Annotated in this window: 9 protein-coding genes; 3 read left to right on the top strand and 6 right to left on the bottom strand. The window is 43.6% G+C overall.

The features are described from left to right. Nucleotides 1-16: 16 nt before the first annotated feature. From CXF69_RS10360 to acs, 4 genes are all read right to left on the bottom strand, one after another. Entirely contained in the window at nucleotides 17-1,201 is a 1,185-nt protein-coding gene (locus CXF69_RS10360; protein WP_102078593.1) for a hypothetical protein, read from the bottom strand. A gap of 112 nt (nucleotides 1,202-1,313) precedes the next feature. Further along, nucleotides 1,314-2,648 (bottom strand): tyrosine-type recombinase/integrase, encoded by a 1,335-nt coding sequence (locus tag CXF69_RS10355; RefSeq protein WP_102078592.1) that lies wholly within the window; start codon nucleotides 2,646-2,648, stop codon nucleotides 1,314-1,316. A 265-nt stretch (nucleotides 2,649-2,913) separates the two neighbouring features. Beyond that, complete coding sequence (locus CXF69_RS10350) at nucleotides 2,914-4,131, bottom strand: NAD(P)/FAD-dependent oxidoreductase (RefSeq protein ID WP_102078591.1); 1,218 nt, start codon at nucleotides 4,129-4,131, stop codon at nucleotides 2,914-2,916. A gap of 281 nt (nucleotides 4,132-4,412) precedes the next feature. Beyond that, nucleotides 4,413-6,374, bottom strand: coding sequence for an acetate--CoA ligase (acs, locus tag CXF69_RS10345; protein ID WP_102078590.1), 1,962 nt, complete (start codon nucleotides 6,372-6,374; stop codon nucleotides 4,413-4,415). A 451-nt stretch (nucleotides 6,375-6,825) separates the two neighbouring features. On the opposite strand from acs, the gene CXF69_RS10340 reads away from it, so the two are divergent. Both CXF69_RS10340 and CXF69_RS10335 read left to right on the top strand, forming a co-directional pair. Next, nucleotides 6,826-8,109, top strand: a complete 1,284-nt coding sequence (locus CXF69_RS10340; RefSeq protein ID WP_102078589.1) for a BaiN/RdsA family NAD(P)/FAD-dependent oxidoreductase — start codon at nucleotides 6,826-6,828, stop codon at nucleotides 8,107-8,109. A 165-nt stretch (nucleotides 8,110-8,274) separates the two neighbouring features. Further along, on the top strand, nucleotides 8,275-9,240 hold the full coding sequence (locus CXF69_RS10335; RefSeq protein WP_102078588.1) for a pirin family protein: 966 nt from the start codon (nucleotides 8,275-8,277) through the stop codon (nucleotides 9,238-9,240). Nucleotides 9,241-9,346: 106 nt separating this feature from the next. Here CXF69_RS10335 and CXF69_RS10330 read toward each other — a convergent pair whose 3' ends face one another. Together CXF69_RS10330 and CXF69_RS10325 are read right to left on the bottom strand one after the other, a co-directional pair. Beyond that, nucleotides 9,347-10,450: an alkene reductase gene (locus CXF69_RS10330; protein ID WP_058024390.1), complete on the bottom strand. Its 1,104-nt coding sequence runs from the start codon at nucleotides 10,448-10,450 to the stop codon at nucleotides 9,347-9,349. 241 nt (nucleotides 10,451-10,691) lie between these two features. Beyond that, entirely contained in the window at nucleotides 10,692-11,621 is a 930-nt protein-coding gene (locus tag CXF69_RS10325; protein ID WP_102078587.1) for a DMT family transporter, read from the bottom strand. A gap of 605 nt (nucleotides 11,622-12,226) precedes the next feature. Here CXF69_RS10325 and CXF69_RS10320 point away from each other — a divergent pair. Beyond that, a complete protein-coding gene (locus CXF69_RS10320; protein ID WP_101205128.1) occupies nucleotides 12,227-12,640 on the top strand; it encodes a hypothetical protein in 414 nt (137 codons plus the stop codon). The last annotated feature ends 271 nt before the right edge of the window (nucleotides 12,641-12,911 follow it).

The following is a 12,911-nucleotide window of genomic DNA, read 5'->3' as shown; positions in this document are numbered from 1 at the left end:
CTAGAATCATGACACACTAACGTGAGTTCGAACTTCTCTTGAGGTTATGCGGTTTTTTTCTTTCATTGGCCAGCGCCTCTTTTGCTGCCCCAAAACGATTTTCTAAAGATGTTTTACCTTGACGGAATATTGCTTCTTCAGTAGCTAACCCAATGATGGCAGCTTCGCTAGGAAATGCTGGTTTGTCTTCTGTTCCTTTTGGCGCTTTCATTATTTCCAACAATATACCTATAGTTGTCTGATAACTTGCGGCAGTATTGTCATCCAGCTCAACCGTAGCATTTGTAAGTTGCTTCTGAATTTTATCAAACTCCTTTTCTAAGCTTTCATACTTCTTCTTAAGCACTTCATATTTTTCTGTAAACTCATCATGGTCCACTTTTGGTGTTTTTGGCAAGCTAGAATCTATAACAGGTAATTGAACATCTACCAAAGGTTTTGCTGGCTCAATTCTCAACCAGTCATTGAAACCCTTGAGAACATAACCAATCCTGAAGAGATATTTCTGTAAATCTTCAGATTTAATAAGATCATCATCGAAACTGACCTCGTTGTTATCTATAGCCAACTCAAACATCAGTTTATAGCTAATATAATCAGCGAATACTTCCGCGAATAAACTTTCGCCTTCATGTTGATCTATCAGACGTACTTCTATACCAGCAAGTAAGCAAGCCGCGGTTTTAATATCAAACTTTTCTAACTTGAAGTAATTTAATTGCCATGCATTAGGCTCTTCAGGTTTATCTATAGGCTTTCGATAAATAAAATGTATCTCATTCTCATCATATTTCCTTACCTTGTCCCTAACTACTCTAGCTGCTTCAGCAGTCAGTTCTAGCTTTAGTTTTTTGATACACCTCATGGACTCTAACTCTTCATAGGAATAATAGAAGTCCCCTTTTAAATCATTTATTAAGCGGAGTGAAATACTCTTACTAAGAACTACCTTTGAGTGGCAATTCTCTAAAAAATTTCTAGTATTAACATCATAATCATGAGATTGGCTGCGTTCAACTCGAGTGACACGCGAATATTTATCCATTGAATAAGACGATACTTCTTTATCAAAATTATTTAAAACAAGATAGGAAGCTATATCATCTATATAATCTTTTGTAGTGCTGGCAGCTAGATTTATAAAATCAACTGCGAGAATATATTTTTTCCCTTGAAACACTTCATCATCTAATACGCTCATATCACACCCTACACCCTTAAGCAAAAATAGGAGCAAGGCGGTGACAGTTTAAGGGTGTGAATATCTGTCGTTCGGGAGCAACCCCTAGCCTTGCAAAGTGTTTAGCTGAGCATTAACCCAGCTTTTGTGCTTGTTGTTTAAAGCTAGTGTGAATGACGTTGTCAATCTTGCCAGCCTTAATATTATCTAAGTAGTTTGCCCATTCAGTCATCATGCGCGTTCGTTCAGGTACGGCTTGCATACGGTTATACGCCTTGCCGTACTTGTTAAGCATTTGGTGCCCTAGCTGTATCTCTGTCAGTAGCTCGTCATAACCTAGTCTTTCCATCAGCATGGTTTTTGCGCTGGCACGGAACCCATGGGGCGTGTGCACTTCTTTGTAGCCTCTACCCTCATAGTTGGCACCAATGCCACCGCTATTCATAGATGGATCGTTTAATACTTTATTGATTGCTTGCGGATCATGATATTGGCCTTTCTTACGGTTGCCGTTATAGAAAACATACTCATAGCCACCCGTTAGTGACTGCATTTGCTCTATGACTGCTATTGCTTGCGGCGCCAGTGGTACAACCAAACTCTCTACCATGTCCTCACGCCTCTGCCCCTTTTGAGGTGTAAAAACCCATTGCTTAGCGTTCAGGTCGATATCTGCCCATCGCATCGCGCATACATCGCCTACACGGGCAAAGGTCAGTGTTAATAACTTGAGTATCGTTTTGTTGTATGCCTGCTTATCGCTTAGCTGGTCAATATCTCTTAGTAAGACAGCAAAGTCCTTGGGATCGGTCAGTGACGCATGGTGCTTGGTTCGTGTGGCCTTCAATGCTTTGGCACCTGATAGTTGCGTCACTGGATTGTACTCAATGAGGCCCTTTAACACAGCATGGGCAAAGATACGCTGTGCCATATGTTTAACGCGATTACCTTTGTGCACATAGTTTTTTTGTATGTCACGACATAGTGATAGCACTTGCTGAGTGGTAATTTCACTAACGGGGAACTTGCCAAAAGCTGTTACTAACGGTTTTAGGTAGCTGTTGATGTTTGTTAAGGTACTGGGTGCCGGTTGGTGGTCAGGGTTACTAGTTTGCTCATATAGCCAGTCATCAGCTACGGCTTGGAATGTGTTATTTATAGCAGCGGCTTGCTTGGTTCGTTCATTATCGCGCTGCGAGATTGGGTCCATCGTATTGGCAAGCATGCTCATATTGTCGTTGTGCATGCGTCTGGCCTGCTCAAGTGACAAGGCGGGGTATTGGCCGAGCGTCATCTCCTTGCGTTTGCCAGTCATTGGGTGCGTGTAGCGGTGCTGAAACTCGATACAACCACCCCTCATGCGTAGTCTTAAACCTTGATACCCACCAATAGTGTGATAGACACGCTTTTGCCCTTGCGCTTCTTTGATAGCTTTCTTTATCTGAGTATCAGTTGTTAACGCTGCCATGATTACACGCCTTTATTATCTATCTATACAGATGAGAACCTGACCACCACTTTGACCACCAATAATGTAACTAAATGGTGGTCAGTTGTGATAACACTAGATAATAGATATTAGCATGTAAACCAGATAATACATAGGGTTTGGATAACATTAGAGAATGTCTGATAATGCCGAAAGCACCCCCTCTGTGGGCCTTTTTTTGCTTAGGTTTTGCTAAACTTAAATATCGTTAAACGATGCAAAATAATGAGCATGGATATCACGCTTACTGCGTTTGCATGATTACCTTAACGGTTTGCTGCGCCATTCGATAGCAGCTTTCTATATTACCTTTTGCACACCAGTCACCACTGACGATCCATTGCTTGGTTGCATCAATTAATATGCCTAGCTCTTCAGCATCCTTATTTACGATAGTAGCTGCATAACGCCAACGATGGCAGTCTGTTTGGCTAGGTGCGCTAGCTTCATTCCAATTTAATGCTCGTTTTGCCGCCTGTAATAATTGTTCTTCGACTAACTCTATGTCCTCATCGACATGGGCTTCTGACCAGTCATTACGTGCATGAATGGTGACACTTGGTAGTAGTTCACCATGAGCAGGTTTTTGATGCTCAATAAATATCCTATCGAGAATAGCGCTATTTAAATAAGCGACATCCCATTGCGGTGTTAGCTGGCCATTTAATGTCTCAGGTAGCTTTTGTACATCATTCCAACCAAGCATCAACGTATAGCAGGCTTGCATTTGAGGTTTAGTAATTTTGTCTTGTTGAGCAAAACCGCTATCTGCCATTAGCTCTACCGCCTGACCATTTGGCGCTGTACAGATCACCCAATCAAACCAACCGAGACTGGCTCCAGTTTCGTCGAACAGCTCAGTTTGCTTGCTGTTTTGATTAAAAGTTTGATTATGAGTTTGGTGCTGGATCTGGTTCTGAGACTGCTGTTGGTTTTGATACTGTAAATACTGAGCAAGCGGTGCGACACGGGTCTTAAATACTATCGTCGTATGCTTGAGCGCGGCGGCCAATTCACGGCCCCAACTGGTCATTTTTGGTGTGCTGATATAGCGTGCATGCACCGCGTCCCATTGCTCTTTGCTTTGGATATTAGGTGACTGACCATTTTCATCTGCTGCCGTTAACTCAACCACTTCGGCACACCACGGCTGTAGCAACCTTGTATCCAACCAAGGCGCGATAAACTGTTGAAAGTCAGCAGTTTTCGCAGTAAAAAACTGCGCACCGAACGACCATTGCCAGTTTTTATCAGTTTTACTATCGCTGCGATAGCGGGTCGCTAAACGGCCTACACTGCGTGATTTTTCAAAGATAGTGATTTGCGGGTTGTTAGATGACGATCCTGTCTGGTTTGACGCACGCTCTAATAGTGTTGCGGTAAGCAATCCCGTTAGGCCACCACCGATGATGGCGATTTTTGGGGCAGATAGAACAGTTGAGCACGAAGCATGATCAGTCATGATGACAGTAGACCTTATAAAGTATTTATGAGTCGCTACTATATTAATTAGCTAGCCTAGTAAGTACCGAGTGACTCGTCAATTAATCGTCAATTAAAATGGTAGCGATGTTGTCTTGTTAGCATTATTGAACCTTCAAAATGCGCCAATATCAATATCGTCTACGTAAAAAAGCCATGCTATTCTCGATAACATGGCTCTTATTCAACTTTGATATGTAAATATTGATGGCTAGTATTGAATAACTATCCTTAACACTACAGGTTCGTTATCAGGCTGACTTACTCTCCACGGCCTGCTTTTACTTCTTCGACCAAGTCACTAATCACCGAGCTATCAGCAAGCGTAGATAAGTCGCCCAGTCCCACATATTGCCCTGCTGCAAGGTTACGCAAGATACGGCGCATGATTTTCCCCGAGCGCGTTTTTGGTAGTGCATCAACCATATAGATGGCATCTAAAGTCGCAATTGGTCCAATCTCAGCACGCACATGACGTTTTAATTCTGCTTTTAGATCGTCGGTCTTTTCTTCACCCGACTTTAGAATGATAAATGCACAGATACCTGTACCGCGTATCTCATGCGGCATACCGACAATCGCAGCTTCAGCAGTTGCAGGATGCGCAACCACAGCGCTTTCAATCTCTGCTGTGCCCAAGCGATGGCCTGCAACGTTGAGTACATCGTCGACACGACCAGTAATCCAGTAATGCCCATCTTCATCACGCTGTGCGCCATCACCCGTGAAATAATGACCTGGATAATCGCTAAAGTAAGTCTTCAAAAAGCGAGGATGATCATTATAGATAGTACGCATCTGCCCTGGCCAGCCGCTACTGATCACCAAGTTGCCTTCTGCTGGGCCTTCTAAAATCGCACCATCGCTATCAACGATTTCTGGTTTGACGCCATATAGTGGTGTCATTGCCGCGCCTGGTTTGAGATCGACCGTCCCTGGTATTGGCGCCATTAAGATGCCACCAGTCTCGGTCTGCCACCATGTATCGACGATAGGACATTTACCATCACCAACGACATTGTAGTACCAGTCCCACGCTTCTGGGTTGATCGGCTCACCGACCGACCCTAGCAGACGCAAACTAGAACGATCCGACTCTCGAACAAAGGCATCGCCCTCTTTCATCATCGCACGAATGGCTGTTGGGGCGGTATATAGGATAGTCACGTCATGCTTATCGATAATATGACCAATACGTGCCCATGTTGGATGTTCTGGCACACCTTCGAACATTACCGTCGTCGTGCCATTGGCCAGTGGTGCATAGGTCGAGTACGTGTGACCAGTAATCCAGCCCACATCTGCCGTACACCAATAGACGTCATCTTCTTTGATATCAAAAACATCACGGAACGTTGAGATAGCATAGGTGATATAGCCGCCTGTAGTATGCACTACACCTTTTGGCTTACCAGTAGAGCCAGACGTATATAACAAGAATAGCGGGTCTTCGGCATTCATGACTTCAGGCTCGCAGATCTCTGATTGACCATCGACCAAATTGTGATACCAAACATCACGGCGGCCACTCATCGGTATAGAATTACCCGTACGATGAACGACGATGACTTTTTCGACACTCTCAGTGCCATCCATGTCGAGTGCGTGATCGACATTGGCTTTAAGCGGTGTGTGCTTACCGCCGCGTAAACCTTCGTCAGCAGTAATAACAACTTTTGAGCGACTGTCTATCAAGCGATTGCCCAGACTCTCGGCAGAAAAACCACCAAACACCACTGAATGCACCGCACCAATACGCGCACATGCCAGCATCGCTACCATGGCTTCCGGTATCATTGGCATATACAAGGTTACGCGGTCACCTTTTACAACGCCAAGCTTGCGCAATGAATTACCTAAGCGGCAGACAGCTTCATGCAATTCTTTAAAAGAAATAATTTTGTGCAATGAAGGGTGATCACCTTCCCAAATGATAGCAGGCTTGTATGGGTTTTCTTCGAGGTGACGATCAAGACAGTTGACTGAGATATTTAGCTCACCATCTTCAAACCATTTGATGCGAAAATCATCTAAGTCATAATTGACGTTACTGACTTTGGTTGGTTTTTTTATCCAATCGATTAGCTCAGCACGCTTCGCCCAAAAAGCATCAATTGCCTCGATTGATTCAATAGATTGCTGGTAGTCTGTAAGGTACTTATCAGGTGTGGTATTGGCAGCAGCCATAAACTCGGCTGAGATAGGAAATGATTTCTGAGTCATAGTGTTGGGTCCCTTTTAATTATTATGACTTACACGGATAAACGTCTATGACGCGCCCCATGTAAGCGATAAGAGTCATCTTCCATAATGTGTGACACTCATCGTTAGTTTGACAAATAAGCGTGACGGTTGCAAGACATCAAAAGCCAAACATAACAATTTCACTGTACATCTGTATGTTTAGATAATTATATTAGTACTTATACTGGTACGTATAATGCTATTTATAGGGGCAGCTATCATAACGATAGTACTAAAATGACAGCTGGTTGTGATCACACGGTAACAGCGTATGGCTTAGGGCATTTAATCCTTGTAACCTTTAGTGAAATATGGACAATAGCTACACTAAACATACTGCTTCATTTAACAAAATGTCAGCCGCGTTTTTAATAAAAACAATGCTTGGCCTGGTTATACTTTTTTCACCCCATCGTTTTACGAGACCGCAATGACTAATCAACGCAATGCACAAAACCATACTCACTATGATGTCGTTATTATTGGTGCTGGCGCTTCAGGGTTGTACTGTGCACTGACTGCCGGACGGCGCGGTCGCCGCGTATTGGTTTTGGATCATGCCAATAAAGCTGGTAAAAAGATTTTGATGTCAGGTGGTGGTCGCTGCAACTTTACCAATTACTTTGTAGAGCCTGAGCACTTTATTGGTGCCAATCCCCACTTCTGCAAATCAGCGCTAAGTCGTTACCCAAGTTGGGAGTTTATCGGCATGGTAGAGTCGCATAAGATTGCCTACCATGAACGCGAACACGGTCAGCTGTTCTGTGACGACTCGGCACAAGATATCTTGTCTATGCTCCTAGATGAATGCACGGCTGTAGGCGTACAAGTAAAGCTTAATGCTCAGATTGATCACGTTAAAACTGCTGCTCATGATAACGGTGAGCGCTTTTATCTAACGACGAGTAAAAAGCTTGGTAAAAAAGACATTGCGAACGGCACTCAATCTTCGCAAACAGGCTATAGCTGTGAGTCTTTAGTCATCGCCACTGGTGGACTATCTATCCCGACCATGGGAGCAAGTGGTATCGGCTATGAGTTGGCGCAGCAGTTCGGGCATACTCTTGTGCCAACTGACGCTAGCCTTGTACCCTTTACCTTCACTGATAAAACAGGCGAGCTTATCCGTGCTTTGGCTGGTATCAGTTTGCCAGTTATTGCCAGTAATGAGCGTATCTCTTTTAAATTGCCCGTCCTATTTACCCATCGTGGTCTCTCTGGCCCTGCCATGCTACAGCTCTCCAACTATTGGCAGACTGGGGAAACCATCAGTATCAATCTGTTGCCTGAGATAGACGTCACTGAGCTTTTACTGACTCGTAAAAAATCACACCCACGCCAACTGATTCGTACCGTATTGGCAGAGAATACGGACAATGCGCTACCCAAAAAGCTATTGGCAGCGTTACAGACGCATCTGTGGGAAGACATCAAAGATACAGAACTTGCCAATATCAAAGACGAGCGACTCACAGAACTTGGGGCTACGCTCAATGGCTGGAAGCTCAAGCCCTCTGGTACAGAAGGCTATCGTACCGCTGAGGTCACACGCGGCGGCGTCACAACCGATGAAGTATCCTCCAAAACGATGCAAAGCAACTTGCAAAATGGCTTGTACTTTATCGGTGAAGTGCTTGATGTGACCGGCTGGCTTGGTGGTTATAATTTTCAGTGGGCATGGGCCAGTGGTTTTGTGAGTGGTGAGATCGTCTAATCATGGACACTTATAAGTGTTTAACATTTGCTTAATCGCTGCTGACAGCACTAGGAATGAAATAGTAATAAAAACTCATACAATCCACTCTTATATTCATAGTAGTATTACTTAATAATAGCTTTTCTATTGATAGTAATTCTAATTAGACTAATGAGGTGACCCATGCGTTCAATTAAACACATTCACGGTGAAAAAGAGTCGCACTGGGTAGGTGACGGCTTTTTTGTAAAAACTCTGATCAGTCATTTAGATGATAATCCAGACCTTAATTATAGCCATACTGATCCTTTCTTATTATTAGATTATGCCAAGCCAACAACGTTTTCACCCAATCCCTCTTATAAAATGCAGCCACATGGCGTTGGTCAACACCCACATAAAGGTTTTGAAACTGTCACCATTGCTTATGCAGGTGAGATTAGTCATGTAGATTCGACAGGTGGGCGCGGTAATATTTTAGAAGGTGATGTACAGTGGATGACTGCTGGTCGCGGTATTCTGCACGAAGAGTTCCACTCTGAAGCCTTTGGGCAACGTGGTGGTATATTTAGTATGGTGCAGTTATGGGTCAACTTGCCAAGCGCCCATAAACTGACCGACCCAAAATACCAATCTATCAAACGTGCTGATATGCCTATCGTTGATCTGATAGACAATAGCGACGAGCAAACTGTCATTGGCCAAGCTGCCATTATTGCCGGTGACTGGCATGGGATAGCGGGAGCAGCAACGACCTTTACGCCAGTCAATATGTGGGATATTGAGCTACATACAGCAGGTACAACCACGCTACAAGTACCGAAAACGCACAATACCCTACTCCTGGTACAAGAAGGTCAAATATTGGTCAACGGTACAGCCGTCAGCGCAGGCAGCCTAATTGAATTTTCAGCGCCTATTCGAAATCATGTAGGCACTCAATCTGAACATTCATCATTACCTGCTACTGATACTATCGAATTGACCTACCCTGCAACTACCGATGAAGACACACCTATCAAATTGCTACTGCTAAGCGGCGAGCCAATCGGTGAACCTATCGCAGGTCACGGCCCCTTTGTGATGAATACCCAAGATGAGCTACGACAAACGTTCCGTGATTATCAAACAGGCAATTTTGGATATTAATCAAAATAAATGCGTAAAAAAAAGCCCTCTAACTATCGATAGTCAAAGGGCTTTTTTATAACGCGTTTGTCTGCCTATTCAGTGATACTGACGGATGGATAATTGCTTACACTTCATTCATAAACGGATAATCAGTGTAGCCAACCGTGCTGCCACCATAGAAGCTCTCTGGATGCTGCTCGTTGAGCGGTGCGCCCTCTTGAATACGTTCAGCGAGATCAGGGTTGGCAATATAATCACGACCGAATGCTACCGCATCGATATAGCCTGCTTTGATGTTCTTCTCAGCTTTGTCCGCATCATAGCCACCCGCCGCGATGATGGTCTGATCGAACGCATCACGGACACGCTGACGGAACTCATCGCTATACGGCGTACCACCTGCCCAATCTGGCTCTGACAGATGCAAATACATTAGACCACGCTTATTGATTTGTTCAATCAGCCAAATGTTATCGTCTTCTTCGTAGCCTCCCTCAACATTGTTGAATGTGCCCAGTGGCGAGATACGAATACCAATATGATCTGCATCCCAAGCATCCACACATGCATCGATAACATCTAAGGTCAGACGCGCGCGGTTTTCGCGGCTGCCACCGTATTCATCGTCACGCTGATTGGTATGCTCGGCCCAAAACTGATGCAGCAAATAACCATGCGCGCCATGAATCTCAATACCATCAAACCCCGCTTCCTGCGCGCACTTGGTTGCATGCGCAAAGTCAGTAACCACTTGCTGAATCTCATCAAGACTGGCTGGGCGCGGCGGCGTGGCATCCGCGCGAATGGCTTGGTTGTCACTATCACGCAATGAGGTACGGATACCTACATCGACATCTGAGGCTGAAATTGGCGCACGGCGTTCAGGTTGTACGCTTTCATGTGAGACAAGTCCTGTGTGCCATAGCTGGACGACGATCTTGCCACCTTTGGCATGGACATTGTCAACGATGGCTTTCCATGCAGTGACTTGATCTTGAGTATGTAGCCCTGGTGCGCCTGCATAGCCTTTTGCTTGAAACGATACTTGCGTTGCCTCAGTGATGACAAGGCCCGCCCCTGCACGCTGCGAGTAGTACTCTGCTGCCCATGTGATAGGGACATCGCCTGGCTCAACGGCACGCAGACGTGTCAGTGGGGCCATCATAATGCGGTTTTTTAGCGTTTGTGTGCCCATTTTTACAGGCTCAAATAAAATATCGTGTGCCATAATCTGTCCTATTGGTTATTGTTGCTATCTATGATCTTTAGTTATAGCAACCATCAATCATACTAATTATTATCGAATGCTGTTTAGAAAAACTTATAATATCATTAGTAAATCTACGTTTAGCGCCTACCTTTATAGGGGACAGATTTCATTATTCCAAGCAATATTTACAAACAGATACAACAATATTCACCTATACAAATATTCGTATCTGTTTACTACGAAGACTGTTTACTAAGCCTTAAATATTGTTCGTCTGAGTCTTGTCTTTTGGCTTTAGCATTTTCTTAATTGATAGCTCTAATGACAGATATGTGCCGATCAATATCACAATCGAACCAATGATAGCTTGTATATTTAGCGCCTCGCCAAGCAATAGATACCCTAAAATAATAGCAAAAATTGGGATGACTAAAGTAATACTGGTGGCGCGCGTCGGGCCAATATTTTTAATCAGCTGATTCATAAAGATAAGGGCAATGGCGGTCGAAAATACACCGATACAGATCACGGATACCCACGCCTTTATGCTGATATCTTTACCATAAGGGAACTCATTAAAAGCCACAGGCAGCATAATAATACTACCGATAATGAGCGAGCCTGCAGTGATAGCGACTGGCGATACTTCGTACAGATAGTTCTTGGTGATGTTGGCCCCAAGCGCATAACCTACACAGGCTAGTAGCGCGTAGCCCATCGGTAGGAGTCCTTCGATCAATCCTTTGCCTGGCTCGCCGCCACCAAACAAGCTTTCGCTCATCAGTATGATTACCCCAATCACCCCAATGACCAAACCGAGTGCTTGTTTTTTCGATAGCCTATCTTTAAAGAAGACTCTAGCGATAAAACCACTCATCATCGGTACAGAAGCATTTAGCACGGCTAGCACGCCTGCGTTCACTGATTGCGCGGAAAACGAGAACAACACAAAAGGCAGCGCTGCTGAAAACAAGCCAACGAGCGCTAGCATTTTCCAATGCTCCTTGATGCCTACTCTGTTTTTCTTATTGAGCAATACAAAGACCAACATGACCAATCCGGCGAATATCACACGCAAGCTGGCGAATGCCAATGAGCCAAACTCAGGCACGCCAATACGATAAAAAACGAAAGAGAGTGACCACATAAAAGAGAGCGTCACAAAGATGATGAGGTCACGGTTGGTCATTGGGTAATCCTATTAAGCGCTTAGACTGCGTTTACCAACTCGTGTCGGTCATAAGCGTCTGATGCGTTGTAAAAATTATCATGTGATTAAAAACTCATGATGATAACTTTTTAATTGTTTGATGGGTAATTTTTTATAAAATTTATAGTGAGTTTTTATCCACTTATTGATTTTTTTAGCACAGTTTTAAGATTTTCACCTTTTTGATAATCTGTAAATTTGGACAAATCCCTTTTATTGAGCACCATACAGTAAGCAGCGCCTATCCTATATTTCTTATACTTTAGCCTATCCCAGCACCTTTCTATTCACATACTAAAGAACTCCAAAGTCACCCTTAAGTAAGTCATCCGTTCAATACCTATAAAAACAGATCCACGGTCATAGTAAATCCTGCTTATAGCACTACCTTATAACAGCTACTCTTAATAATACTGTTGTTAAAAGTAGCTCTGATAAATCAATTCAAGATTTTCTCAAAATATATTAGTTGATATTTGTTCACTAATTTTCTACTATCTAAAAAGTATTGGTTAGTATTTGGCAATACAAAAAACAGATGGCAAACATCATTAGTAGGATTTATAAATTATTGAGGAATAATTATGAAAAGGATAGCGTTATTTATCGGTATGATGTCAGTTGCAACGGCAGGTTTTTGCGGGGTTGGTCAGTTCTCAGATGAGACCACTTGCTATGTTTATAAACAAGATAAACTGCAAAAAAAGCTAAACTGTCAGTATGAGGGCGCTGAGGGTGCAGCGATGAGTTATAGTTTTAGACAGGTCTCCTATAACCTGCCAGGGTTTGGCAAAATGGCGACCTCTACCAGTGCAAACTATAATGACCGTAATGAAGTGACTGGATGGACGACCACCGTCAATGACGAGCCCGCGATCATCAGATATCGTCTGCCAACCAATCAGCGTATCGTCAGTGATGCTTATGCGCAGTCTGGTAAAGCAGTTATGCAATGTTATCTTAGTACAAAATCGCAGTGGGAGATTTGTGCTAAATAGAACAAAGTACTCTGGCAATTTATAGTGCAATAAAGCTGAGCGTTTTGCTTGGCTTTTATTGCCGCCCGCTAAAAACTGAAGCATCAACCTTAGCACCATCCTCTATAAAATTTTTTCACCGTTTTCTCTATATGCTCAACGTCTTCACCACTGTCAAAGCCACTGATAAGATCGCTCCCTCTATTCGACAGCCATTGAATTACAAACCTACATCGGTAAGAATGATGCTACCTATTTATAAAATCTGCTCACCAACCCAGTTTATTAAAGA

Origin of the sequence: Psychrobacter sp. Choline-02u-9 (assembly GCF_002836505.1) — a bacterium.
In the GTDB taxonomy this organism is placed as follows: domain Bacteria; phylum Pseudomonadota; class Gammaproteobacteria; order Pseudomonadales; family Moraxellaceae; genus Psychrobacter.
This window is presented reverse-complemented; position numbering and strand designations above follow the sequence as displayed.

Excerpts from the sequence above, each read along its gene's own strand:
- CXF69_RS10360 (WP_102078593.1), bottom strand. The coding sequence starts at position 1,201 with ATGAGCGTATTAGATGATGAAGTGTTTCAAGGGAAAAAATATATTCTC.
- CXF69_RS10340 (WP_102078589.1), top strand. The coding sequence starts at position 6,826 with ATGACTAATCAACGCAATGCACAAAACCATACTCACTATGATGTCGTT.
- CXF69_RS10350 (WP_102078591.1), bottom strand. The coding sequence starts at position 4,131 with ATGACTGATCATGCTTCGTGCTCAACTGTTCTATCTGCCCCAAAAATC.
- CXF69_RS10335 (WP_102078588.1), top strand. The coding sequence starts at position 8,275 with ATGCGTTCAATTAAACACATTCACGGTGAAAAAGAGTCGCACTGGGTA.
- CXF69_RS10325 (WP_102078587.1), bottom strand. The coding sequence starts at position 11,621 with ATGACCAACCGTGACCTCATCATCTTTGTGACGCTCTCTTTTATGTGG.
- CXF69_RS10330 (WP_058024390.1), bottom strand. The coding sequence starts at position 10,450 with ATGGCACACGATATTTTATTTGAGCCTGTAAAAATGGGCACACAAACG.
- acs (WP_102078590.1), bottom strand. The coding sequence starts at position 6,374 with ATGACTCAGAAATCATTTCCTATCTCAGCCGAGTTTATGGCTGCTGCC.
- CXF69_RS10320 (WP_101205128.1), top strand. The coding sequence starts at position 12,227 with ATGAAAAGGATAGCGTTATTTATCGGTATGATGTCAGTTGCAACGGCA.
- CXF69_RS10355 (WP_102078592.1), bottom strand. The coding sequence starts at position 2,648 with ATGGCAGCGTTAACAACTGATACTCAGATAAAGAAAGCTATCAAAGAA.